This is a genomic window from Streptococcus sp. SCPM-O-B-15304 (M98) (assembly GCF_058200215.1).
In genome coordinates, this window is record NZ_JBYQGQ010000004.1 from 1 (window position 1) to 24,374 (window position 24,374).

Below are 24,374 nucleotides of genomic sequence, written 5' to 3' on the forward strand. Positions count from 1 at the left end.
AGCTGATGTGCTTGCACTTGTTGAAGCTGACGTGCTTGCACTTGTTGAAGCTGATGTGCTTGCTGACGTACTTGCACTTGTTGAAGCCGACGTGCTAGCCGATGTACTTGCGCTCGTTGATGCTGACGTGCTTGCTGACGTACTTGCACTTGTTGAAGCCGACGTGCTAGCCGATGTACTTGCGCTCGTTGAAGCTGATGTGCTTGCGCTTGTTGACGCTGACTTAGATGCGCTTGTTGAAGCACTTCGGCTTGAACTTGTCGACGCTGACTTAGATGCACTTGTTGAGGCACTTTGGCTTGCACTTGTCGACGCTGACTTAGACGCGCTTGTTGAAGCTGACGTGCTTGCTGATGTGCTTGCACTTGTTGAGGCACTTTGGCTCGCACTTGTCGACGCTGACTTAGACGCGCTTGTTGAAGCACTTCGGCTTGCACTTGTCGACGCTGACTTAGATGCACTTGTTGAGGCACTTTGGCTTGCACTTGTCGACGCTGACTTAGACGCACTTGTTGAAGCACTTCGGCTTGCACTTGTCGACGCCGACTTAGACGCGCTTGTTGAGGCACTTCGGCTCACACTTGTCGACGCTGACTTAGATGCGCTTGTCGAAGCACTTCGGCTTGCACTTGTCGACGCTGACTTAGATGCACTTGTTGAGGCACTTTGGCTTGCACTTGTCGACGCTGACTTAGACGCGCTTGTTGAAGCACTTCGGCTTGCACTTGTCGATGCTGACTTAGATGCACTTGTTGAGGCACTTTGGCTTGCACTTGTCGACGCTGACTTAGACGCACTTGTTGAAGTACTTCGGCTTGCACTTGTCGACGCCGACTTAGACGCGCTTGTTGAGGCACTTTGGCTCGCACTTGTCGACGCTGACTTAGATGCGCTTGTTGAGGCACTTCGGCTCACACTTGTCGACGCTGACTTAGATGCGCTTGTTGAAGCACTTTGGCTTGCACTTGTCGACGCTGACTTAGATGCGCTTGTTGAAGCACTTTGGCTTGCACTTGTCGACGCTGACTTAGATGCACTTGTTGAAGCACTTTGGCTCGCACTTGTTGAAGCTGATTTTGAGGCACTTGTACTTACTGAGGCACTTTGACTCGCAGCTGTAGAAATAGACTTGCTAACTGAGATACTTTCAGACGTCAAGTCCTTCAAGCTACTTTTCACAGTATCTACTGTCTTATCACGGTAAGTAACTGTAATCACACCACTATCAGATACAGCAAGCGAACCAATTTCTTTACCTTTTACATAATCTGTGCTCGAAAGAATCTTTGTATTGGCCTGCTTAAAGTTTTCAAGAACTTGATCCTTTTCTTTTTGTGTTAGTGCGGAAGGATTTTTAACATCTACTGTCGCGCCACTAACAGGATCTTGACGTTCATTGAAGCCTTTGATACGAACAGTCATTCGAGCTGTATCGGTTTGATTGTCAGTATCTTTCACTGTATATTCAAGAACATATGCACCAGGTTTATACGGTTCCCAAGCTCCATCTGCACGACCAGGTTTTCCTATTCCGTTATTTCGACCAATCATCCCAACAATTTGTACATTATATGATGTCTGGTATCCTGTAAACTTACCATATCTATCATATGTTCCAAGATCTCCAAAACCATTTCTGCTAGTTGCTGGATAGTTAGGTGCACTCAAGCCAGTAATGACCGGATTATTTTTGGCAGCATCTAGGCGCGTCATCCCGACATCATCACTCATTGGCATATTTACAGTTTCGATATTATCGTCATTATAATAGGTAATCTCTTTTGGTAATTTAATAGATGGTGGTTTACTGCCCAATCGCTGACCTGTTCCTGTTGGAACCCTACCATTCATTACTCGGGTATAGTTTCCAGCAGTTGAAGCGCTTTCGAACGGTCTACTACTTGTAGCCACCTGGGCACTCAAAGTAGCTTCACTAGAATTATTATTCACCGTTGCATAGATTAAAATAGTCGCATCTAAGTTTCTATTCAAATCATGTCGCTTATTAAAGACATACTCATTTCCAGAACCACCACGTTTTTCCATCGCTTCTCCATTGAAAAGAACTCGAGTGATGGTTGTATTTTTATCCACTTGTGCGATCAGACCTGCGTAGTTAAGCGGACTCTGCGAATGCATATTGATACGCCAAAGGACCTCACGATTACTGCTTGCAAACGTTCCCTCAACAAGTTCAGCTGTCGTATGCTGATTTAGCGTTACAGGTGCAAAGCCTCTGAGATTTTCCCCTGTCGGCATTGCCTGTCCATTACGGCTATCACGCTGACCTGAATTTGCACGCAAAACAGCATTGGCGATAGAGTTACGAGCCGAAGTTGCCCTCTGTACGACTGCTGTCAAATCACCAGTTGGATCTGCAAGTGCTTTTTCAATCTCTACTACAGCAGCATTCACCTTAGTGATAGCTGAATCGGTATTTGGTAGACCAGCAGCTTTAGCTAGATATTCACCCATTTCAGCTGATAGTTTCGCAAGTTTTTTACGATTTTCTTCTGTCTTCTTAGCAGTTGAAACAGCATCTGCACTTGCAGCAAGAGTGGTTGTTGTCGTAGCTGTCAGACTCGCGTTTTGACTTGTGAAGTTTTCTGCAGTTGACAGAGCACTAGAAAGGCTAGGGTTGACCTGAACATCGCTAGCCTTGACTGTAGCTCCGGATGCTCCGTCATTACTGATAGCATCTTCGCTAGTAGCCGTCTGTGAACCTTCTACATGCGAAGCCTCAGAGAGAGAACTGTCTGCAACAGTCGAAGTACTAGCTGAGGCTGAGGTAGAACCACTCAATGAAGATGAGGTACTAGCAGAAGTTGAAGATGATACACTGGCACTCGTGCTAGCTGAGGTTAAAGCACTTACGGACTCTGATGCACTTGTTGAGGCCGAAATCGAGGCACTTGTAGAAGCAGAGATTGAGAGACTCTCACTGATAGAGTTCGATGTTGAAACAGAAGCTTGTTGCTCATCATCTTTCTTTACAGTTCCCAAGACAGCTTGGTCAGAAGTGACTAAGTTGTCAGTTCCATCAACCACCTTCTCTACAGCAACCTGTTCATTGGCATGGACTTGCGTGTGAGTAGCAACTCCACCACCAACCACCGCCCCTGCGGCGGCTATCCCCTTGAGGATATCTAATCCTGTTATGGAAGTTGATACACGATCTTCTACCACTTCAGTCGTAACTTGGGCTGTATCAATACCACCACGTAAAACTTTAAACAAGCCAAATAGTGACGTTGAGGCGCGCAACCAATGTTTACCCGACTTGATCAACTTATATCGGGTAACACGATCAGTTTCTCTATACCGTCCTTCTTGACGTCTAAAAAACATGAAATTTCTCCTTAAGTTCATTTTTTCTAAAAAAACAAACCATCAAAATAATTAAACTTAAAATCAGTCTTCAATTTAAAGCTCTAGTCTTTCGTTAAATATATTAACCGATGTTATTTTGTTTAAAAATTCGGACAGGGTTATTTTCTTAAACACTTTATTATAGCACACTCTAATCCCTATTGTCCAAACATTTTAACAAAAATATATATTAATACTAAACACCAGAGTCACTTTCTATATATGTAGAACAAAATGTATTATAAGGTTCGTATTTTTTAGAAATACTAAGTTATAAATTCCTTTACAGACATAAATAATATATTTTGAAAAGTTATATACGGATATGGCGCTTTTTCGATCCATCAAAAAAAGCCACCTGATTGGGCGACTTAATTTTTATAGGGAGATTATTATGAAAAAGTTTTAGGAGTTAAAGTTAAGGTCTTCTTAACTTCTGAGATAAGTATACAACTCCTAACTTAAAGTTTCCTTAAGTTATTTTAAATGTAAGATTTTTCCATTTTTCTTGCCAGTTTTTCTTAGATAAACGTTTTTGATAGAGCTTCATCCGGTCTTCATTTTCTAAGAAATGAGGGGTCGGAGCAACCTGAAAGTTCAAAATATCTTCCAAACCATAAGGGGCAAAGAGCTCCAAAGTTGCATCAGAATGCAAGCGAAGACCTATCGCCGTACAACATTCAGGATATTTACTCATGGCATCACAGGAATTCACATAGGGAGGCGTATGGGGACTATGCTGATGCATATATACTTGATTCTTCAGCTCCCATTGATACTGGGGAAAATCCTCTCTCAACTTACTTTCTATAGCCAGCGTTTCTTCGTAACTCACGTCTGGGTCAAAGAAAATCACATCCACATCCGTATCACGATCAAAAGCTGACTTGTCTGATAAGAGATTCCAGATAAAATTTCGAACCGAACCAGCTGCTAACCAGGAATCATTTAATTCCAGGTCACGGATGATGGTCAAAATAGCCATCATTTCAGGATTTTCTCTGAAAGAGTCTAAAATTTCAGTCTCATTTTTCAATATATTCATACCCCAAATGCTCATAAGCCTTGGCCGTCGCCACCCGTCCTGAACGAGTTCGCATGATAAAACCTTTCTGGATCAGGTAAGGTTCATACATATCCTCTACCGTCTCACGCTCTTCCGCAATATTAACCGAAAGAGTACCTAGACCGACAGGACCCCCACCGTACATCTCAATCATGGTGCGAAGGATTTTCTGGTCCACATAGTCCAAGCCTTCATGGTCTACATCCAGCATAGTCAAGGCCTTGTCCGTAATCACATCATCAATCAAGCCATCGCCCATAATTTGGGCAAAGTCACGCACGCGCTTGAGGAGACGATTGGCGATACGAGGAGTTCCACGACTGCGTAAAGCTAACTCAGATGCAGCTTCATGAGTGATTTCCATCTCAAAGATATCTGCTGTCCGCTCGACAATCTCTGTCAAGTCATCATGGGTATAGTATTCCATATGGCCTGTAATCCCAAAACGGGCACGGAGAGGATTTGAAAGCATCCCAGCTCGTGTCGTTGCCCCAATCAAGGTAAAAGGTGGCAAATCTAGATGGACACTACGGCTAGCTTCTCCTGCACCAATCATGATGTCAATGTAGAAGTCTTCCATGGCACTGTATAGTACCTCTTCTACCGACATGGGCAAGCGATGAATCTCGTCTATAAAGAGTACATCTCCTGGTTCCAAGTCATTCAAAATCGCTACCAAATCACCTGCTTTTTCAATGACAGGACCAGACGTTTGCTTGAGATTGACTCCCAGTTCATTGGCAATGACAAAAGCCATGGTTGTTTTCCCGAGACCTGGAGGGCCAAACAAAAGAACATGGTCCAGCGCCTCATCACGCATTTTTGCTGCTTCGATAAAGATTTGAAGCTGATCTTTGACCTTGTCTTGTCCGATATATTCACGTAAATATTGGGGACGAAGGGTACGCTCTACTAACTCTTCATCACCCATGATTTCATTATCTAAAATTCTACTCATGCTCCTATTATAGCAAAAATCCAGCCCACAAACAAAAAAGCCACCTGATTTGGTGGCTTCTTTAGGGAGATTATTATGAAAAAGAAAAGTTTAGGATTTCTATTAAATAAAGTTAGGAGGTCTTTACTTAATGATTACATGATACATGAGTAAACTTAAAGTTAGCTTAACCTATAAATTTAATTTTTTTGCTAGAGATTTTAACTACTACTAGCCAAAGCAGAAAAGTTAAGAGGCAGATACTCACCACTATTAAGTATGTTTCTTCCTTTGTTAAAAGGTTCTGCCAGTTAAGCCGGATTCCTAATTTTTCTTGAAACTCTTCTAATAAGCTACTATTCCCCATAAATGTAGTTTCTAATTGCTCCTTCATTAAGACCTGTCTATAGAGAGAAGCAAGATAGGTAGCTGGTGTGCACTTCATGAGAACTTGAGCGAAGTTAGGAAGAATTCCCATTGGTACATAAGTTCCTACTAAAAATCCTGAAGCTGTACCTACAATGGTAGCCAATTTACCCAGACTATCTACTGACTGGAAATGATAAATCAAGAGTACATTTACCAATGTTGAAAGGAGACTACTTAGCAGCATGATTAAACTTATTTCAAATAGCTTACTCATAGCTGGAATTTCTTGAAAATAAAGGCTCATAACAATAAGCATAAAGGCTTGCATAACAAAGGAAATGATAAGGCTACTAATAAGATAAGACAGTTGCAAGCCCCAGCTCCCTAAGTCTGTCAAAAAGAGATCCTGATCCACTTGATTTTCACGGTCTTGTACCATCTGGGACAAAGCTGTAAAACTGGTTGTAATCCCAGTCACAGCCAAGGTTCCACCCATCAGCCAGTTATTTAAAAGGCTCTTATTATCAGGAAGTTGGGACCAGGCATCCATCAAATTTTTCTGCAAAAAAATGATATAGAGTAGAAAGGAAATCAAAGCTCCCAGTAATGAGAAAAAGACTCCTGAACGATTACGAAAATACAATAAAAAATCACGTTTTAATAAGGCTAACATTAGCGCACCTCTCTTCCTGTAAGGGCTATGAAGGCATCATCCATAGTTCCTGGACGAAATTCAAAGCTAGCAATCTTCTCACGAACTTGGGTCAAATAATCAATAGCTTCCAATTGGCTCTTAGGATAAAGACTATACTCAAACTCATTTTCCTTTTCCACAGGCATATTTTTAGGTAAGAATTTCTCCACCTGCTTGTCTTTAAAACAAATTTTTAAAAGATTGGAAGCGTACTCACTTTTAATCTCAGCAGCAGAACCTTGGGCAATAACCTTTCCATGATCTATAATATAAAGTTGATCTGCCTCATCTGCTTCATCCAGATAATGAGTCGTTAAGATAATAGTCATCCCTTCATCTCTTTGTAGACGATACAATAAATCCCAAATGGATTTGCGAGTCTGAATATCTAGTCCAGTCGTAGGCTCATCTAGAAATAAAATATCGGGATTGGATAGGAGAGCCCGAGCAATGTCAACTCGACGTTTCTGTCCTCCTGATAAAGTTCCATAAAGTTGTTTCTGAAAAGCAGTCAACCCTAGTTGATTGATTAAATCTTCCACACGACCACCTTTAATCCCCTTATACTGCTGGGCACGAATGGCTAGGTTTTCTTTGACTGTCAACTTTTCATCCAATACACTTGCTTGAAAAACAACTCCAATCCTAGTATTGGGCGCATAGATGATTTGACCATTAGTTGCTCGTTTAAGTCCGATTAACATTGAAATCGTGGTCGATTTGCCAGCCCCATTAGGTCCTAAGATTGCGTTAAAACTTCCTTTTTTAAACTCTAAATTTATATTTCTAACTGCTATATGGTCTCCATAGTTCTTAGTGAGACCTTTTGCTTGTAAAATCATATTTCTTTCCTCCTTTTCACACTCTCAGTTTAACAAAAAGGAAAAAGAAAAAATATAGTTTGGTGCTATGTGGTCGAAATAGATGATTATATGGTCAATTCTACCTTAAAACTTCTGCATTTGAACATAAAAAAAGCCACCTGATTTGGTGGCTTCTTTAGGGAGATTATTATGAAAAAGAAAAGTTTAGGATTTCTATTAAATAAAGTTAGGAGGTCTTTACTTAATGATTACATGATACATGAGTAAACTTAAAGTTAACTTAAGATAAAAAAATTATTTTAATTTTTTTCGATCCACCCAAATCATTCCTGTACAATCGTAAGTAGATAAGGTTTCAAACCCCAGAGAACGGTAAAACCCCAATGTTTTTTCTGTCTGTTCAGTCGCTAGTTGTACTTGGTAGGCACCCTTATAGTCAGCTAAGGCTTCTTTCATCATAGAACTTCCAATCCCTTGGCGCTGATAGCTAGGCAAAACAATCAAATCCTGGACAAAAACGGATGAAAATCCGTCTCCAACCAAACGCACTAAACCAACGATTTTCTCACCATCACGTGCTAGATAAATGGCCAGTGAATGAGTCAGAGCCTGAGCCAACATTTGGGGCTGATTGGTATAATTTGTCCAACCAACTGCCTGGTAGAGCGGTAAAACGTCATCAACTGAAACAGAGGATTCTTTTGTAATATTAATCATAGCAAACCTTTCTAACATTCTCTAAGGGATTTCAACTGTTCCCCATTTTCATCAAAATTATCTGGACTCAACCACGATTCAAAACGAGCTTTAACCCTTGGCCAGTCCTTATCAATCATAGACATCCAGTCCGTGTCTCTGGTACGCCCTTTATAAATAACCGCTTGACGGAAAGTACCTTCGTAGATAAATCCCAAACGTTCTGCTGCTTTTCTAGAAGGTAGATTTAGCGCATCACATTTCCACTCATAACGGCGATAGTTAAGCTCTTCAAAGACATAACGAGCAAGCAAATAGTGGGCTTCTGTTCCCATCCTGGTCTGTTTAAGAGCCGGCGAAAAGGTCACCGCGCCAACTTCAACCACGCGATTAGCTTGGTCAATACGCATGAGAGAAAAAGTCCCCAGCGCCTTTCCAGTCGCTTTATCAATAATCGCATAATAGAAGCGATCCTTGCGCTCAATCATCTGCTTTAAAGCAACAATTAATTCTTCAAGATTTTCTACTGGTGGTTGAAAGAGATAGGTCCACATGTCACGAGGGGTATCTGGGCCATAAACAGCCAGCAAATCCTCCGCATGCTTTTCCACTGACAGAGCTTCGATAATCGTATACTGTCCTTCTATCCGTACAAGCGACGGTAAAACTCCAGGTGTATCGTCTACAGGTTCACCAATCATCTGACCATATTCATTTACTGGCATAGTTTTCTCCTTATCTCACTCTTATAAGTTTAAAGATGTGAATAGTATATCACATCTCACAGGTAATCTACAAAAAATCCTCCACTTTATGGAGGATTGATCAAATATGGAAACGAGTGAGTTAATGCCCCTTGTGCTTCTCTCTACGTTTTTGCTGTTTGCGTTCAAATTTCTCTTGTTTGAACAATTGTTTTTGGACACTAGATTGATGTTTTGAAATCTTTTTCCTTGCCTCATACTGCAACTGCAATAGTTCTTTCGACTTAGAAGAAACTTTTTGATTTACTTGTTTCCTCACCATTCGCTGTAATCGTTTAGGATTCTTGATTTTTACATGTTGCTTAACTGTAGTTTCTGGACTAAAAGATAATTGAGTAAACTGAGTCTGTAACATCTCTAGAATTTCATCATCTTTTGGCTCCTGACCAAATGTCACACGACAAACTTGATAAGTTTCTCGATACACTTGTTCGAACAAACCATGCCAAAATCCATCTTCAAAATAAACTGTCAATCCAATTGAAATTGTTTCCACGACAGCACCTCCTTAAATCTATCCCTAAGAATGGACAACCAAGGAGGAAGGTTACTGACAGGCTTGCCTGCGTCTGGACTACCAACCAGAACTGTGTTTTTATCTTAGTTGGAACTATTATAGCATATTTATAATCTATTTTTATTTCTTCTTCAAATGCCTATCAAAAAAATGAATCGTAGCTAGCCAAGAATCCTTACTCTCTCTCATCAATAAACGCCAATCTTTTCGATAACGGTGATTTGGTTGATAAGCCACTGTCAACATGTGACCTGTTTCATGATACTTTTTAAATGTAATGTGGTGTCCTTTATAATCTGAGACGATATCATCAATTGCTGACGAGGCATCCCATATTTCATCAACAGTACTTCCGAGCAATAAGATTGGTGAATGCATTTGACCAATATCTATCTTAGCAGTACGATCTTTAGGGAAGCTTTTTCTAAAAAGTTTACTAAACAGATAATCTCTAAATCGAAACTTTTGATAGGGAAGTTCTCTTTGCAAATACGTCCAAGAAGAAGTATGGGAGTTCCATTTCCCTTCTATCCCTTCATACACCACATCAGAGGGTGAATTTAGTACCAAACATTGAACGTCATTAAAAATGCTCTCCTCAGCTAAAACTAACTCTGCTCCCTTAGAACGTCCATAGATTCCAATTCTTTCACTATCTACTTGATGATGCTGACGTAGATAATCCTTTGCTTCCACAAGGCACTCTAAAGGAATACGTTCCAAATGTTTTGGCAACCCCTCTAAACCAAAGTAGGCAACTGCTAGGCAAATATAACCTCTAGAAGATAGAAGCTGAGCTATATTCTGTGCCTTTTCAATCCTTCCTTCACTACCGCTCACAATAATCAATGCTGGTGCTCTTATTGCCTTTTTATCATAAAAGAGTCTCCCTTGAAAATGTTTCCCGTAAATATCTTGATGACTAATTTGCGAACTCATGTAATGTCTTGTGAAAGTTCTCTCTGCGACGACAGTATTACCTTGTATAATTTTGATTTCCACAAAAAAGTGATCTAATAAGGGAATTTTAGAAAGAGAGTTTGGAAGTTTCTTTTTCCTATTGGTCAGGGGCTTGGCATTAAAGAATAACCCCATTGTTACAATATCTTCATAAGAGCCAGAACAAGATGGAGTTTGTGAAATATCAATAATACCATTCTTATCTGATACAAAAGTCGCTGTTGATTTCCATAAAACATCATGAGCTAAAAGCATCGGAGCATTGATACAATAATAATCAGATAAATACATTTCGACTCGATAGGTTTCTCTTGGTTTTAAGCCATCGATGACAATATTAAAAGATTCGTCTGCTAAATCAGACTCTGAGATCAGTTCAATTTGTATATTCATATCTTCCTCTTTTTGTTAATATAATTAACAATATAGTTTTAAAATTACCGTGATTTTTACCACGGCAATTCTTGCCATACCTGTTCAACATCATCCATCAGTTTCATAACCATTTGAAGATCCTCCTCACTATAGTTTCTTAAAACTGAAAAAATGGCCTTTTCAATATGTTCTTGCTGCTCTTTATGGATATTAAAAACGTCAACACCTTTTTTGGATAATATCAGATATTTATTTTTTTCATTATCCGATGCAAATTTAAAAGCAACGAGGTCTTTCTTGGTTAAACGTCTAACACTCTGAGTAATAGCACTCCTAGACACTTCAAGTAACTCAGATAATTTCACTAGATTCACAGGCTGATTGCGACCTATCAGGTCGATCAAATGGACTTCATTAATAGTGATTGATTTATCAATACTGTTCCTATGCTGAGCTTTTTTCAACTGTTCAAAAGCTAAAGCAAAGCTGTTAAAACGATTATTAAACTTATGCAGTTCTTTCTTACTCATAGCGTCTCTCTTTTGTTAATGATATTAACAAAAATGCTATGTATTGTCAAGCTGAGCCTAAAAAAACCTCCAGAGCTGAACTCTGAAGGACTTTTAAATTTATTTCGTTACGATATTTACGAGTTTAGTTGGCTCAAACAGTTTGGGGAACTGTTTGAGGTTGCAAATGAGCAAATAAATTGGTTATTTAACAACAATGTTAACTAATTTATTCGGTACCGCAATCACTTTCACAATTTCTTTGCCATCAATCTCTGCCTTAACTTTGTCGTTAGCCAGAGCCACTTCTTGCAATTCTTCGCGAGAAAGGTCCTTCGCGACCATAAGTTTAGCACGGACTTTTCCTTTGATTTGGACAACGATTTCGACTTCGTCTTCAACCAATTTGCTTTCGTCCCATGTTGGCCAAGTCACGTAAGAGATAGACTCACCTGTTGCTGCGACTGTTTGCCAGAGTTCTTCTGCCAAGTGAGGTGCAAATGGGGCGATCAATTGGATAAATCCTTTGGCGTAGTCTACATAGAGTTTGTCTTCCTTGTTTGCTGCATTGACAAAGACCATGAGTTGGGCAATGGCTGTGTTGAATTTCATAGACTCGATTTGCTCTGTAACAGATTTAACGGTTTCGTTGTAAACCTTGTCAAGAGCGCCATTGTTTTCCGCAACGATTTCTTTACTTGTAATCAAACGGTAAACACGGTCAAGGAATTTACGGCTTCCTTCCAGACCTTCTTCAGACCAAGCGATGGAAGCATCGAGTGGTCCCATAAACATTTCATAGACACGAAGGGTATCGGCACCGTATTGTTCCACCACATCGTCTGGGTTGACAACGTTCTTGAGAGATTTAGACATCTTGGCTGGTGCTTGCTCCAACTCTTCCCCTGTTTCCACATGGAAGAAGGAACCGTCACGTTTTTCAACCTTGTCAGTTGCCACAAGAGCCCCACGGTGGTCACGGTAGCTTGTTCCCAAAATCATTCCTTGGTTAAAGAGTTTTTGGAATGGTTCTTTAGTTGGAACGACACCAAGGTCATAGAGGAATTTATGCCAGAAACGAGCGTAAAGCAAGTGAAGAACGGCGTGTTCTGCACCACCCACGTAGATATCGACTGGCAACCATTGTTTGAGGAGGTCCTCATCAGCCAATTTCTCAGTGTTGTGTGGATCGATATAGCGGAGGTAGTACCAGCTTGAACCTGCCCATTGTGGCATGGTGTTGGTTTCACGACGACCTTTGACACCATCCTCACGAGTCACTTCCAGCCAGTCTGTCAGGTTGGCCAATGGGCTTTCACCAGTACCTGAAGGGCGGATGTCCTTGGTTACTGGCAAGACAAGTGGGAGTTCACTTTCTGGAACAGCTGTTGAAGTTCCATCTTCCCAATGAATAATTGGAATTGGCTCACCCCAGTAACGTTGACGGCTAAAGAGCCAGTCGCGGAGACGGTAAGTTACCTTCTCTTGACCACAGCCTTTTTCTTCCAGCCAAGCCACAATCTTGGCAATAGCATCTTCTTTGTTAAGACCGTTCAAGAAGTCAGAGTTGACGTGAAGGCCATCTTCTGTGTAAGCAGCTTCTGCTACATTTCCACCTTCCAGCACTTCTACGATTGGTAGGTCAAATTGTTTGGCAAATTCCCAGTCACGTTGGTCGTGGGCAGGAACAGCCATGACAGCACCTGTTCCATAACTAGAAAGAACGTAGTCGGCAATCCAGATTGGGATTTCTTTACCGTTAACCGGGTTGACAGCATAAGCTCCAGTCCAAACCCCTGTTTTTTCCTTAGCAAGGTCGGTACGAGCCAAGTCAGACTTGAGGCTGGCTTGGTGTTTGTAGGCAGCTACAGCCTCAGCTTGTTCAGGACTTGTGATGGCATCTACTAAGTCATGCTCAGGCGCCAAAACAGTGAAGGTCGCACCAAAAAGGGTATCTGGACGTGTCGTAAAGACAGTGAATTCCTTATCTGTTCCTTTTACTTTGAAGGTGACATTAGCACCAGTTGATTTTCCAATCCAGTTGCGTTGCATGTCCTTGATAGACTCTGGCCAGTCCAGGTCATCCAAGTCGTTGAGCAAGCGCTCTGCATAAGCCGTGATTTTAAGCATCCATTGGCGCATTGGTTTGCGGACAACTGGATAGCCTCCACGCTCAGATGTTCCGTCAGGAAGGACTTCTTCGTTGGCGATGGCTGTTCCCAATTCCTCCACCCAGTTGACTGGTACTTCCGCTTCATAGGCCAAGCCTTTTTCGTAAAGCTTAGTGAAAATCCATTGAGTCCACTTATAGTAGTTTGGATCTGTTGTATTGACTTCACGATCCCAGTCATAAGAAAATCCAAGCGCATTGATTTGGCGTTTGAAGTTGGCAATATTTTCCGCTGTAAATTCTGCTGGGTCATTACCTGTATCCATAGCGTATTGCTCTGCAGGCAAACCAAAAGCATCCCATCCCATTGGGTGAAGGACATTGTAGCCTTGCGCACGTTTAAAACGGCTGAGGATATCAGTCGCTGTGTAACCTTCTGGGTGTCCTACGTGAAGACCCGCTCCAGATGGGTAAGGGAACATATCAAGCGCATAAAACTTAGGTTTTGAAGCGTCTGTTCCTGTCTTAAAAGTGTGATTGTCAGCCCAGTATTTTTGCCACTTAGGCTCGATTTCTTTATGATTGTAAAAACTCATAGCGTCTCTCCAATTTTCGTGATGCTCCTATTATACCATTTTTAGGGGAAATATTGTTTCTCTTTTCGTGATTTTATTGTTTTGACCTATGAACACCCTATTATTCTACTGTCATTTTTTCAATTTCTTTCTCAGATACATAAATAGTCTGACAAAAATTTCTTAATGAATTCTATAGATGCAAGATAGGGCTTTTTATGGTAGAATATAGGAAAGTGCTTTCTCAGAAGGAGGAAAATATGGACAAACAAACCATCGCTGTTTTAGGGCCTGGTTCATGGGGTACTGCGCTGTCACAAGTTCTAAATGACAACGGACACCAAGTACGTATCTGGGGAAATATTCCTGACCAAATTGATGAAATTAATACACAACATACTAACAAACGCTATTTTAAGGATACTGTATTAGACGATAAAATTGTTGCCTATCATGATTTGGCAGAAACCTTAAAGGGGGTTGATGCTGTATTGTTTGTGGTGCCAACCAAGGTGACCAGATTGGTAGCTCAACAAGTGGCTGCTGTTTTGGATCATAAAGTGGTTGTCATGCATGCTTCAAAAGGCCTCGAGCCAAATAGTCACAAACGCCTTTCAACCATTCTAGAAGAAGAAATCCCTCAAGAGTTGCGTAGTGAAATTGTGGTTGTATCTGGTCCTAGTCACGCAGAAGAAACGATTGTGCGCGACATCACCTTGATTACGGCTGCTTCTAAAGATTTACAGACTGCTCAATATGTTCAAAAACTCTTTAGCAACCACTACTTCCGCCTTTATACCAATACGGATGTTATCGGAGTGGAAACAGCTGGTGCTCTTAAAAATATTATCGCTGTTGGTGCAGGTGCCCTTCATGGACTTGGATTTGGTGATAATGCAAAAGCTGCTATTATCACGCGCGGTCTGGCAGAAATTACTCGTCTGGGGGTTAAACTTGGAGCAAATCCATTAACATACAGTGGTCTTTCTGGAGTTGGGGATTTGATTGTTACAGGTACTTCTGTCCACTCACGCAACTGGCGTGCTGGAGATGCTCTTGGTCGTGGTGAAGCCTTGGCAGATATCGAGGCAAATATGGGAATGGTCATTGAAGGTATTTCAACAACCAAAGCTGCTTACGAATTAGCGCAAGAACTTGGAGTTTATATGCCAATCACCCAAGCCATTTACCAAGTGATTTATGAAAATGTTAATATTAAGGATGCCGTTTCCGAACTCATGAGCAATGAGTTCAAGGCAGAGAACGAGTGGTCTTAACCCACATTTAGAAAGGAATCTCATGATGCAAAAAGTTAGAAAAGCCGTTATCCCTGCTGCAGGACTTGGAACTCGCTTCCTTCCTGCTACCAAAGCTTTGGCCAAAGAAATGTTGCCAATTGTCGATAAACCAACCATCCAGTTCATCGTCGAAGAAGCTCTTAAATCTGGAATTGAAGATATTCTTGTCGTAACAGGGAAGTCAAAACGCTCTATCGAAGATCATTTTGACTCAAACTTCGAGTTGGAATACAACCTCAAGGAAAAAGGAAAAACCGACCTTTTGAAACTAGTTGACGAAACAACTGGCATGCGCCTTCACTTCATCCGTCAAACACACCCACGTGGACTCGGAGATGCCGTCTTACAAGCCAAAGCTTTCGTCGGAAACGAACCCTTTGTGGTCATGCTTGGAGATGACCTCATGGATATCACTGATGACAAAGCTGTGCCATTGACCAAGCAGCTCATGAATGATTATGAGAAGACTCATGCTTCTACTATTGCCGTAATGCCTGTCCCACATGAAGAAGTTTCTTCATACGGTGTTATCGCTCCTCAGGGTGAAGGAAATGACGGTCTTTACAGTGTTGAAACCTTCGTTGAAAAGCCAGCGCCTGAAGACGCACCAAGTGATTTAGCTATTATCGGTCGTTACCTTCTCACACCTGAGATTTTCGGTATCCTTGAAAGTCAAAAACCAGGTGCCGGAAATGAAATTCAACTAACAGACGCTATCGATACACTTAACAAAACCCAACGAGTATTTGCTCGCGAGTTTAAAGGTTCTCGTTACGATGTCGGAGACAAATTTGGGTTTATGAAGACATCTATCGAATACGCTCTTAAACACCCACAAGTCAAAGACCACTTGAAGGACTACTTGATTGATCTTGGAAAAGAACTTTCAGGAGAAAAATAAACAATTTGTCAAACAGTCAGATTTAACTTAAATCTGGCTTTTTTGATATCTAAATTTCGAACTCCAATCCCTATTCAAAGCCCTGTTCTAAGCCTAATTTCTTGCAAGAGATGCTTTTATGGTATAATAATAAAGAGTGAGGAATTCTATGAACAAACATGTAACAAGAATCAAACAAAAAGGACTGGCCTTACTTGGGTCTCTAAAATTAACAATTTCTAAAATGAATACAAAGAAAAAGAGTGGAAAAATTTCTAAGAAGAAAAAGCAAACGCAAACACCATTCGATATCTGGGCTTTATTTGCAAAAATTTTACTTGGAATAAAGGCAACTTTTAACACACTTTTCATCCTAGCTTTTATTGGCGGTCTCCTTGGAACAGGGGTTGCCTTGGGTTATGCTGTTTCTCTCTTTGATCAAGTTAGTGTCCCTCAAACAGAGGATTTGATCAAGCAGGTCAATAATATTTCGTCCATCTCTGAAATTCGCTATGCAGATGGTTCCATGATTAGCGCTATTGAAAGCGATCTACTTCGCACATCTGTGTCATCAGACGCCATTTCAGATAATCTCAAGCAAGCTATCGTTGCAACCGAGGATGAACACTTTGCGGAGCACAACGGTGTCGTTCCTAAAGCGGTTATTCGCGCCAGTCTAGGAAAATTCATCGGACTTGGTTCTTCCAGTGGAGGATCTACCCTAACACAACAGCTCATCAAACAACAAGTGGTTGGTGATGCTCCTACACTTGCTCGTAAAGCCAGTGAAATCGTGGATGCCTTGGCCTTAGAAAGAGCCATGAGCAAGGACGAAATCCTAACAACCTATCTCAATGTTGCTCCTTTTGGTCGTAACAATAAAGGTCAAAATATCGCAGGTGCTCAACAAGCTGCCAAAGGGATTTTTGGGGTGGATGCAAGCAAACTAACCATTCCTCAAGCGGCTTTCCTAGCAGGTTTACCACAAAGCCCTATTTCCTACTCACCTTATGAATCTACTGGTGAGATGAAGAGCGAGGAAGATATTGAACTCGGTATTAAGCGCTCAAAAGATGTTCTCTACAATATGTACAGAACTGGAGTGCTAAGTCAAGAAGACTACGAAACCTACAAGGCTTATGATATTAAGCAAGATTTCTTGCCAGCAGAAAATGCTAGCGTTACCTCTAAAGGCTTCCTCTACTTCACTGCGCTCGATGAGGCTACCAAGATTATGTATGATTATCTGGTGCAAAAGGACAATGTTTCTGACCAAGAACTACAGAACGAATCGATCCGAAAATCTTATCAAGAATTGGCCGAAAAAGAAATCCAAAACGGTGGTTACCGTATTACAACTACCATCGATAAAACGATTCATACTGCTATGCAAAATGCCGTAACAAACTACGGATACCTTCTAAATGATAGCTCGGGTCAACCTGAAGTCGGGAATGTCTTGATGGACAATCAAACTGGGGCGATTTTAGGGTTTGTAGGTGGACGAGATTATCAGACCAATCAAAACAATCATGCCTTCGATACCAAACGTTCTCCTGCCTCCACTACCAAGCCACTCTTGGCCTACGGTATTGCTATCGACCAAGGGCTTATGGGAAGTGCTAGCATCCTCTCTAACTATCCAACAAACTTCTCTAACGGAACTCCGATCATGCATGTCAACAGTCCTGGAACAGCCATGATAGACCTTAAAGAAGCTCTAAACTATTCTTGGAACATCCCAGCCTACTGGACCTACCGAATGCTCCGTGAAAAAGGGGTTGATGTCCGTTCTTATATGGAAAAAATGGGCTATGAAATCCCAGAATATGGTATTGAAAGTCTTCCTATGGGAGGAGGAATTGAGGTTACTGTAGCCCAGCATACCAATGGATACCAAACACTCGCTAATAATGGTACCTATCATAAGAAATACATGATCTCAAAAATTGAGAAAACGAGTGGTGAGGTTCTCTATGAACATCAGGCTAAACCCATCCAAGTATACTCTAAAGCTACCGCAACCATTATGCAGAGTTTGCTAAGAGATGTGCTTTCATCTCGAGTTACTACAAGCTTCCAAACGGATCTGGCTTCCATCAATTCCAGTCTAGCAGGTGCTGACTGGATCGGAAAAACTGGTACAACCAATGAAGAAGGAGATATGTGGCTCATGGTCTCTACTCCAAAATTAACCCTAGGAGGCTGGGTTGGACATGATGACAACAGTTCTCTAGCCCAGGGAGCTTACTACCGCAATGCAAAATATATGGCTCATCTGGTAAATGCCATTCAGCAAGCAGCCCCTTCTGCTTGGGGTTCAGAACGTTTCAAACTCGATTCAAGTGTCACTTCATCACAAGTCCTCAAATCAACTGGTCAAAAGCCAGGAAAGGTGACTATTAATGGAAAAGAAATTAATCTGAGCGGAGAAACGGTGACTAGCTACTGGGCAAACCAAGCTGGTGCTCCGACTACCACTTATAAATTCGCTATTGGTGGAAGCGATTCAGACTACCAAAGTGCTTGGAACACCATTTTAGGAAGTCTGCCTAAAGCATCTTCTTCCTCATCAAACAATAGCAGTAACAATAGCAGTAACAATAATAATAACAACAATAATAATCGTAATAATACTTCTAATAGTAACGGGAACAGTAATAGTAGCTCTAGTTCCAATAACAGAAGTAGCAATCAACGGCGCTAACTAAACAGCACAATTATTGAGAGTGGGAAAGAAATGATTTTTCTCCACTCTCTTTTTTCTTTCTTCGTTTCATGGTACAATAGCAACATGAATAAATATCAAAAGAATATTTTTAAGGGAACCATTTATTCTCTCCTATCTGGCTTGATCTGGGGGATCTGCGGAATTTTAGGAGAGTACTTTTTTTCACATTATCAAGTATCTTCAGGGTGGATTACTTCTATGCGTCTACTCGTCGCTGGTAGTTTCGTAATCGTCTTATCTAGCCTTAAACTCCGGTCCCAGCTTTTCGAGATCTGGAGAAATCGAAACAATTACCTTCCTTTTCTGGCCTATGCTATCTTAGGGATCTTCTCCGTTCAGTATTTCTTCTATCTCTGTGTGGAGTACTCCAACGCTACAACTGCAACCATCCTACAATTTATCAGTCCTATCTTTATTCTCTTTTACAATCGCATCATCTACAAGAAAAAAGCTTCTAAAAGTGCTATTTTTTATGTCTTGGTCGCTATGGTTGGGGTCTTTTTGATGGCTACCAAAGGAGATTTGTCTAAGCTATCCATCACTCCTCTTGCTTTACTGACAGGACTTCTCAGTGCACTAGGTGTCATGTTCAATGTTATATTACCCCAGCGTTTTGCTAAAAATTATGGGTTTGTGCCTACTGTTGGCTGGGGAATGATTATCGCTGGGATTTTTAGTAATTTTCTCTACCCTGTTTATAAGATTAGCTTCCAGGTTGATGCCATCAGTATCTGTATTTGTTTGACTATTGCCTTTTTGGGAACAGCCTTTGCTTTCTTCCTATCGATGAAGGCTGTCTCGCTCGTTTCTCCCTTGGTGGTGTCAGTCGTTAGTGCAAGCGAACCTTTATCATCTGCTATTCTAAGCGTTCTCTTTCTAGGTTTAGTCTTGGATGGGTATCTGCTACTGGCTATGATTTTGATTATCATCCCAATGATCTTTCTATCCATTGAAGAATCAAAAAACAAACTGAAAGAATCCTCTTTTAACACTTAAGGCTTCAAAATTGAAGCCTTTTTTGGTAGAATAGTAAGCATTACAAAGAGTGAGGAGACACCTATGACTGCTACAAAAATGAATGCACAAGAAATTATCCAATTTATCGCAAATGCTGAGAAAAAGACAAGTGTAAAAGTGACCTTTGAGGGACAACTTGCCGGAGCTATCCCTGCCTCTGTTATCAAGCTTGGGAATGTTCTCTTTGGAGACTGGAAAGATATCGCTCCACTTCTTGATGGACTTACAGAAAACAAGGACTATGTTGTTGAACAAGACGCCCGCAACTCAGCTGTGCCTCTCCTTGATAAACGTGATATCAATGCTCGTATCGAGCCAGGCGCTATCATCCGTGACCAAGTTGAGATTGGTGATAATGCTGTTATCATGATGGGAGCTGTTATCAATATCGGTGCTGAAATCGGTGCTGGCACGATGATTGATATGGGAGCTATCCTTGGCGGACGCGCTATTGTCGGTAAAAATAGCCACGTTGGTGCAGGTGCTGTTCTTGCAGGCGTTATCGAGCCAGCTAGTGCTGAGCCTGTTCGTGTCGGTGACAATGTTCTCATCGGTGCTAACGCTGTGGTTATCGAAGGTGTTCAAATCGGTAGCGGTTCTGTTGTTGCAGCAGGAGCCATCGTCACTCAAGATGTTCCAGAAAATGTTGTGGTAGCTGGTGTCCCAGCTCGTGTTATCAAAGAAATCGATAGCCAAACCCAACAAAAAACAGCGCTAGAAGATGCGCTTCGCACCTTGTAATTAGTAATAGAGGCGGAAATATTTCCAGCCTCTTTCTCGTATCAATAGAAGGAAATTAACTATGTTAGATTTGATTCAAACTCGACGCGATCTTCACCAAATTCCCGAGATTGGTTTAGAAGAATTCAAGACTCACGCTTATTTACTCAATGTTATTGAGAAATTAACAGCTGGTAAGGATTTTGTTCAGATTCGTACTTGGCGAACAGGTATTTTAGTTTACTTGCAGGGAAGTCACCCAGAACGTACTATCGGTTGGCGGACAGACATCGACGGACTCCCGATTGTTGAACAAACAGGTCTTCCTTTTGCCTCTCAACACCAAGACCGCATGCATGCTTGTGGACACGATTTTCACATGACCATTGCCCTTGGAAGTCTCGAACGCGCCTTAGAAAACCAACCCAAAAACAATCTCCTCTTTCTATTCCAACCTGCGGAAGAAAATGAGGCAGGCGGTATGCTCATGTATGAAGATGATGCCTTTGGTGACTGGTTGCCTGACCAATTCTATGGACTTCATGTCCGTCCCGACTTAAAAGTTGGACAGATTGCGACCAATACCCATACACTCTTTGCAGGAACATGTGAAGTCAAGATTCGCTTCAAGGGTAAAGGCGGTCACGCTGCCTTTCCACATGAAGCAAACGACGCTCTGGTTGCTGCGAGCTATTTTGTGACCCAAGTTCAGTCAGTTGTCAGCCGTAATGTCGATCCTATCGAGGGAGCTGTCGTCACTTTCGGTGTTTTTCAAGCTGGTACAACCAATAATGTCATAGCTGATACAGCTTTCTTGCATGGAACCATTCGAGCTCTCACACACAGCATGAGTCTCTTGGTTCAAAAACGTGTCAAAGCTATCGCTGAAGGTGTCGCAGCTGCTTTTGATATGGATGTGGAAGTTGAACTCAAGCAGGGAGGTTATTTACCAGTCGAAAACAACCCTGAACTAGCCTGTGAATTGATGACCTTCTTTGATGAAAAAGAGGGAATTGAACTAATCGACATCGAACCTGCCATGACAGGGGAAGACTTTGGGTATCTTCTATCAAAGGTTCCTGGTGTCATGTTCTGGCTTGGAATTGATAGTCCCTATGCCCTTCACCATCCAAAGATGAGTCCTAAGGAAGAAGCTCTGGCTGTCGGTGTTGAGGCTGTATCAAGCTTTTTAGCCAAGAAAGCTGCGGAGTAAACAATGAAAAAAGCCCTACGCAAGCAGGTCTTGCAAGAACTTAAATATCTTTCCAAAGAAGAAAAGCAGAGCATGAACGATTGGCTCACAGATCAGTTTTTTCAACATCCTTTTTATAAGGAAGCAAAGACTATCGCCACTTACCTGTCTTTTCCCCATGAATTTCAGACAGCTAAACTTATCGAACAAGCTCAGAAAGGTGGAAAGACGATTCTCATTCCCAAAACTTATCCACATGGGAAAATGGACTTTGTTCTATATGAACCAGAGAAACTCGAACGAAATTCTTTTGGACTTCTTGAACCCAAAGGAAACTTCTCAATCATTGAACCCTCTCTGATTGACTTGATTCATGTTCCTGGTGTGGCTTTCAATCCTTCAAGATATAGGGTTGGCTACGGTGGTGGCTACTACGACCGCTACTTGGAGCCTTTCCCAGGTCATACCATTAGTACACTTTATCCTTGTCAGATTCAGGACTTTCAACCTGAGCACTACGATATTCCTGTTGAGGAGGTACTCATCTATGAAAGAAATTTTTGATCGTCGTTATCCTGTCACGAGCTTCTTTCTTCTCGTGACAAGCCTGGTTTTTATACTCATGTTTTTAACCAGTGGTTTTAACTACACAAGTGCAGCCACCTTGTATAAATTCGGAGCTGTTTATCCCCCAGCAATCAAGGCCATGCCTGAACAAGTCTGGCGCTTATTCTCCGCAACCTTTGTACACATTGGCTTGGAGCACTTTTTAGTCAATATGCTGTCCCTCTACTTTTTGGGACGTCAGATGGAGCAAATCTTTGGCTCCAAACAGTTTTTCTTTATCTACCTTCTATCAGGTATGATGGGAAATCTCTTTGTCCTAGTTTTTAGCCCTGATGCCATTACCGCAGGCGCTTCAACTGCCCTCTACGGTATGTTCGCTTCTATTGTCGTTCTCCGTTATGCCTCACGCAACCCCTATCTTCAACAGCTTGGTCAATCCTACCTCTCCCTCTTAGTCATCAACCTAGTAGGTAGTGTCTTAATCCCTGGTATCAGCCTTGCTGGGCATGTCGGGGGTGCTGTCGGGGGTGCATTACTAGCTATCGTCTTCCCAGTTCGAGGAGAACGAAAGATTTACAGCCCAAGCCAACGTGGTCTAGCATCCCTAGCCTTTATTGCTTTATCAGCTCTACTACTTTTTATCGGACTATTCTAAGAACAAGAAAAACCATTGGAAGTTCTCAAATTGAGAAGTTTCAATGGTTTTTTTGAATCTATTTGAAAAGTAGTTTAAAACCCATTGTTATCACTGAGTTCTTTGAACCAGTGGCCTGATTTTTTCAGACGGCGTTCTTGTGTTTCTAAGTCAAGCTCGACCAAACCATAACGGTTTTTATAGCTGTTGAGCCATGACCAGCAATCGATAAAGGTCCAGATCAAGTAGCCTTTACAGTTAGCACCGTCTTCAATGGCGCGATGAAGTTCACGAAGGTGACCTTTGACAAAATCGATTCGGTAATCATCCTGAATCATACCATTTTCGCGGAATTTATCTTCACCTTCAACGCCCATCCCATTCTCTGTCAACATCCACTCGATATTGCCATAGTTTTCCTTGATGTTTTGAGCGATATGGTAAATTCCTTGCTCGTAGATTTCCCAACCGCGGTGCGGATTGATCTTACGACCTGGCATAACATAAGGCTCATAGAAATGCTCTGGCAAGAGCGGGCTGTCAGGATGCTTAGCAAAACGCGGCGCCATGACACGCAAAGGTTGATAGTAGTTCACTCCCAGGAAGTCAACTGTATTCTCACGAATAACTTCCAACTCCTCAGCCGTAGAATCTGGCAGCAAATCATGCTCAGCTAAAATCTCCACCAATTCTTCTGGATAAGTTCCCAAAACTGACGGATCTAGGAAAGATTGTGCCTGGAAGAGATCAGCAATGCGTGCAGCTTTGACATCCGCAGGATGCTGACTACGTGGATAGGCTGGTGTCAAGTTGAGGACAATCCCAATCTTAGAACTCGGCAACATTTCGTGACAAGCCTTGACTGCAAGAGTGCTGGCCAGTTGGGTGTTATAGGCTACCTGAACCGCAGCTTTGGCATCCACCTTATGAGGGTAATGGGCATCATAGAAATAGCCAAACTCTACAGGAACGATAGGCTCATTGAAGGTAATCCATTGGTCTACCAAGTCTCCATAAGTTTCAAAACAGAAACGAGCATAGTCTTCATAAGCCTTGATAGTTGCTTTATTTTCCCAGCCATCCCCATCTTCTTGAAGGGCAAAAGGTAGATCAAAGTGATAAAGATTGACTAAAAGACGAATGCCCTTGGCCTTAATAGCTTCAAAGACCTGACGGTAAAAAGCCACACCTTGAGGATTGACTTCTCCACGACCCTGTGGGAAAATACGAGACCACTGGATTGAAGTCCGAAAGGCTGTATGACCTGTTTCTAACAATAGTTCGATATCTTTTTCCCAATTTTCATAAAAGGTCGATGTTTTGTCTGGTCCAATGCCATTGTAGTAGCGATTTGGCTCCACTTGGTACCAATAATCCCAGAGATTATCTCCCTTTCCGTCACCAGGCACTCGCCCTTCTGTCTGTGGCCCAGAAGTTGAGGAACCCCAGACAAAATCCTTTGGAAATTTTAGCATAGCTCTACCTCTTTATTTACTCTTTTGATGTTTATTTTATCTCATTATAAAGAAAAAACAAGGCAAAAACTAGTTACATTTTTGTCTTGTTTTTC

General features: G+C 41.7%; 21 protein-coding genes and 3 pseudogenes. 11 read left to right on the plus strand and 13 right to left on the minus strand.

Annotated features, from left to right (window positions below):
- A pseudogene (locus AC3E7H_RS03185) lies at window positions 1-1,108 on the plus strand (adhesive domain-containing protein); the annotation flags it as partial.
- Window positions 1,109-1,182: 74 nt separating this feature from the next.
- On the opposite strand, the pseudogene AC3E7H_RS03190 reads toward AC3E7H_RS03185, so the two are convergent.
- Window positions 1,183-2,259 (minus strand): annotated as a pseudogene (locus AC3E7H_RS03190) (hypothetical protein); the annotation flags it as partial.
- Between the two features lie 52 nt (window positions 2,260-2,311).
- Here AC3E7H_RS03190 and AC3E7H_RS03195 point away from each other — a divergent pair.
- Window positions 2,312-2,593: a hypothetical protein gene (locus tag AC3E7H_RS03195; protein WP_490676149.1), complete on the plus strand. Its 282-nt coding sequence runs from the start codon at window positions 2,312-2,314 to the stop codon at window positions 2,591-2,593.
- 66 nt (window positions 2,594-2,659) lie between these two features.
- Window positions 2,660-3,091 (plus strand): hypothetical protein, encoded by a 432-nt coding sequence (locus AC3E7H_RS03200; protein WP_490676150.1) that lies wholly within the window; start codon window positions 2,660-2,662, stop codon window positions 3,089-3,091.
- A gap of 14 nt (window positions 3,092-3,105) precedes the next feature.
- Here AC3E7H_RS03200 and AC3E7H_RS03205 read toward each other — a convergent pair.
- The 11 genes and pseudogenes from AC3E7H_RS03205 to leuS all read right to left on the minus strand — a co-directional run.
- Window positions 3,106-3,369 (minus strand): annotated as a pseudogene (locus tag AC3E7H_RS03205) (accessory Sec-dependent serine-rich glycoprotein adhesin); the annotation flags it as partial.
- Between the two features lie 472 nt (window positions 3,370-3,841).
- Window positions 3,842-4,414 carry a nucleotidyltransferase family protein gene (locus AC3E7H_RS03210; protein WP_490676091.1) on the minus strand — a complete coding sequence of 191 codons (573 nt, stop codon included), beginning with the start codon at window positions 4,412-4,414 and terminating at the stop codon, window positions 3,842-3,844.
- Entirely contained in the window at window positions 4,395-5,393 is a 999-nt protein-coding gene (ruvB, locus tag AC3E7H_RS03215) for a Holliday junction branch migration DNA helicase RuvB (RefSeq protein WP_006151318.1), read from the minus strand. Before ruvB ends, AC3E7H_RS03210 begins: the two co-directional genes overlap by 20 nt.
- 166 nt (window positions 5,394-5,559) lie before the next feature.
- Entirely contained in the window at window positions 5,560-6,414 is an 855-nt protein-coding gene (locus AC3E7H_RS03220; RefSeq protein ID WP_485773962.1) for an ABC transporter permease, read from the minus strand.
- The gene (locus tag AC3E7H_RS03225; protein ID WP_490676092.1) at window positions 6,414-7,277 is read right to left on the minus strand and encodes an ABC transporter ATP-binding protein; all 864 of its coding nucleotides are present in this window, start codon (window positions 7,275-7,277) and stop codon (window positions 6,414-6,416) included. The genes AC3E7H_RS03220 and AC3E7H_RS03225 overlap by 1 nt, the downstream gene beginning before the upstream one ends.
- A gap of 276 nt (window positions 7,278-7,553) precedes the next feature.
- The gene (locus AC3E7H_RS03230) at window positions 7,554-7,976 is read right to left on the minus strand and encodes a GNAT family N-acetyltransferase (RefSeq protein WP_049528502.1); all 423 of its coding nucleotides are present in this window, start codon (window positions 7,974-7,976) and stop codon (window positions 7,554-7,556) included.
- Between the two features lie 11 nt (window positions 7,977-7,987).
- Window positions 7,988-8,680, minus strand: coding sequence for a GNAT family N-acetyltransferase (locus AC3E7H_RS03235; protein ID WP_049528384.1), 693 nt, complete (start codon window positions 8,678-8,680; stop codon window positions 7,988-7,990).
- Window positions 8,681-8,801: 121 nt separating this feature from the next.
- The gene (locus tag AC3E7H_RS03240) at window positions 8,802-9,215 is read right to left on the minus strand and encodes a YjdF family protein (protein WP_490676093.1); all 414 of its coding nucleotides are present in this window, start codon (window positions 9,213-9,215) and stop codon (window positions 8,802-8,804) included.
- A gap of 141 nt (window positions 9,216-9,356) precedes the next feature.
- The gene (locus tag AC3E7H_RS03245) at window positions 9,357-10,589 is read right to left on the minus strand and encodes an acyl-CoA thioesterase/BAAT N-terminal domain-containing protein (RefSeq protein WP_485739536.1); all 1,233 of its coding nucleotides are present in this window, start codon (window positions 10,587-10,589) and stop codon (window positions 9,357-9,359) included.
- A gap of 56 nt (window positions 10,590-10,645) precedes the next feature.
- The gene (locus tag AC3E7H_RS03250) at window positions 10,646-11,101 is read right to left on the minus strand and encodes a MarR family winged helix-turn-helix transcriptional regulator (RefSeq protein ID WP_075227850.1); all 456 of its coding nucleotides are present in this window, start codon (window positions 11,099-11,101) and stop codon (window positions 10,646-10,648) included.
- A 183-nt stretch (window positions 11,102-11,284) separates the two neighbouring features.
- Complete coding sequence (gene leuS / locus AC3E7H_RS03255) at window positions 11,285-13,786, minus strand: leucine--tRNA ligase (RefSeq protein ID WP_490676094.1); 2,502 nt, start codon at window positions 13,784-13,786, stop codon at window positions 11,285-11,287.
- Between the two features lie 239 nt (window positions 13,787-14,025).
- On the opposite strand from leuS, the gene AC3E7H_RS03260 reads away from it, so the two are divergent.
- The 8 genes from AC3E7H_RS03260 (at window position 14,026) to AC3E7H_RS03295 (ending at window position 22,825) form a co-directional block, all read left to right on the plus strand.
- The gene (locus AC3E7H_RS03260; RefSeq protein ID WP_490676095.1) at window positions 14,026-15,042 is read left to right on the plus strand and encodes an NAD(P)H-dependent glycerol-3-phosphate dehydrogenase; all 1,017 of its coding nucleotides are present in this window, start codon (window positions 14,026-14,028) and stop codon (window positions 15,040-15,042) included.
- Between the two features lie 25 nt (window positions 15,043-15,067).
- Window positions 15,068-15,964 carry a UTP--glucose-1-phosphate uridylyltransferase GalU gene (gene galU / locus AC3E7H_RS03265; RefSeq protein ID WP_001174607.1) on the plus strand — a complete coding sequence of 299 codons (897 nt, stop codon included), beginning with the start codon at window positions 15,068-15,070 and terminating at the stop codon, window positions 15,962-15,964.
- 148 nt (window positions 15,965-16,112) lie between these two features.
- Entirely contained in the window at window positions 16,113-18,650 is a 2,538-nt protein-coding gene (gene pbp1b / locus AC3E7H_RS03270) for a penicillin-binding protein PBP1B (RefSeq protein ID WP_490676096.1), read from the plus strand.
- An 87-nt stretch (window positions 18,651-18,737) separates the two neighbouring features.
- Window positions 18,738-19,670: a DMT family transporter gene (locus AC3E7H_RS03275; RefSeq protein ID WP_490676097.1), complete on the plus strand. Its 933-nt coding sequence runs from the start codon at window positions 18,738-18,740 to the stop codon at window positions 19,668-19,670.
- A gap of 63 nt (window positions 19,671-19,733) precedes the next feature.
- Complete coding sequence (gene dapD, locus AC3E7H_RS03280; protein ID WP_000127452.1) at window positions 19,734-20,432, plus strand: 2,3,4,5-tetrahydropyridine-2,6-dicarboxylate N-acetyltransferase; 699 nt, start codon at window positions 19,734-19,736, stop codon at window positions 20,430-20,432.
- A 61-nt stretch (window positions 20,433-20,493) separates the two neighbouring features.
- Window positions 20,494-21,624: an N-acetyldiaminopimelate deacetylase gene (locus AC3E7H_RS03285; protein WP_485680934.1), complete on the plus strand. Its 1,131-nt coding sequence runs from the start codon at window positions 20,494-20,496 to the stop codon at window positions 21,622-21,624.
- Window positions 21,625-21,627: 3 nt separating this feature from the next.
- Window positions 21,628-22,167 (plus strand): 5-formyltetrahydrofolate cyclo-ligase, encoded by a 540-nt coding sequence (locus AC3E7H_RS03290; RefSeq protein ID WP_490676098.1) that lies wholly within the window; start codon window positions 21,628-21,630, stop codon window positions 22,165-22,167.
- Entirely contained in the window at window positions 22,151-22,825 is a 675-nt protein-coding gene (locus AC3E7H_RS03295; RefSeq protein ID WP_485680936.1) for a rhomboid family intramembrane serine protease, read from the plus strand. Before AC3E7H_RS03290 ends, AC3E7H_RS03295 begins: the two co-directional genes overlap by 17 nt.
- 74 nt (window positions 22,826-22,899) lie before the next feature.
- Here the strand turns inward: AC3E7H_RS03295 and AC3E7H_RS03300 are convergent, their stop codons facing one another.
- Window positions 22,900-24,279 carry a glycoside hydrolase family 1 protein gene (locus AC3E7H_RS03300; RefSeq protein ID WP_485680937.1) on the minus strand — a complete coding sequence of 460 codons (1,380 nt, stop codon included), beginning with the start codon at window positions 24,277-24,279 and terminating at the stop codon, window positions 22,900-22,902.
- Window positions 24,280-24,374: the final 95 nt, after the last annotated feature.

Excerpts from the sequence above, each read along its gene's own strand:
- AC3E7H_RS03250 (WP_075227850.1), bottom strand. The coding sequence starts at position 11,101 with ATGAGTAAGAAAGAACTGCATAAGTTTAATAATCGTTTTAACAGCTTT.
- AC3E7H_RS03275 (WP_490676097.1), top strand. The coding sequence starts at position 18,738 with ATGAATAAATATCAAAAGAATATTTTTAAGGGAACCATTTATTCTCTC.
- AC3E7H_RS03210 (WP_490676091.1), bottom strand. The coding sequence starts at position 4,414 with ATGAATATATTGAAAAATGAGACTGAAATTTTAGACTCTTTCAGAGAA.
- AC3E7H_RS03230 (WP_049528502.1), bottom strand. The coding sequence starts at position 7,976 with ATGATTAATATTACAAAAGAATCCTCTGTTTCAGTTGATGACGTTTTA.
- pbp1b (WP_490676096.1), top strand. The coding sequence starts at position 16,113 with ATGAACAAACATGTAACAAGAATCAAACAAAAAGGACTGGCCTTACTT.
- AC3E7H_RS03290 (WP_490676098.1), top strand. The coding sequence starts at position 21,628 with ATGAAAAAAGCCCTACGCAAGCAGGTCTTGCAAGAACTTAAATATCTT.
- AC3E7H_RS03220 (WP_485773962.1), bottom strand. The coding sequence starts at position 6,414 with ATGTTAGCCTTATTAAAACGTGATTTTTTATTGTATTTTCGTAATCGT.
- AC3E7H_RS03300 (WP_485680937.1), bottom strand. The coding sequence starts at position 24,279 with ATGCTAAAATTTCCAAAGGATTTTGTCTGGGGTTCCTCAACTTCTGGG.
- ruvB (WP_006151318.1), bottom strand. The coding sequence starts at position 5,393 with ATGAGTAGAATTTTAGATAATGAAATCATGGGTGATGAAGAGTTAGTA.
- AC3E7H_RS03260 (WP_490676095.1), top strand. The coding sequence starts at position 14,026 with ATGGACAAACAAACCATCGCTGTTTTAGGGCCTGGTTCATGGGGTACT.
- galU (WP_001174607.1), top strand. The coding sequence starts at position 15,068 with ATGCAAAAAGTTAGAAAAGCCGTTATCCCTGCTGCAGGACTTGGAACT.
- AC3E7H_RS03235 (WP_049528384.1), bottom strand. The coding sequence starts at position 8,680 with ATGCCAGTAAATGAATATGGTCAGATGATTGGTGAACCTGTAGACGAT.
- dapD (WP_000127452.1), top strand. The coding sequence starts at position 19,734 with ATGACTGCTACAAAAATGAATGCACAAGAAATTATCCAATTTATCGCA.
- AC3E7H_RS03225 (WP_490676092.1), bottom strand. The coding sequence starts at position 7,277 with ATGATTTTACAAGCAAAAGGTCTCACTAAGAACTATGGAGACCATATA.
- AC3E7H_RS03295 (WP_485680936.1), top strand. The coding sequence starts at position 22,151 with ATGAAAGAAATTTTTGATCGTCGTTATCCTGTCACGAGCTTCTTTCTT.
- AC3E7H_RS03285 (WP_485680934.1), top strand. The coding sequence starts at position 20,494 with ATGTTAGATTTGATTCAAACTCGACGCGATCTTCACCAAATTCCCGAG.
- leuS (WP_490676094.1), bottom strand. The coding sequence starts at position 13,786 with ATGAGTTTTTACAATCATAAAGAAATCGAGCCTAAGTGGCAAAAATAC.
- AC3E7H_RS03245 (WP_485739536.1), bottom strand. The coding sequence starts at position 10,589 with ATGAATATACAAATTGAACTGATCTCAGAGTCTGATTTAGCAGACGAA.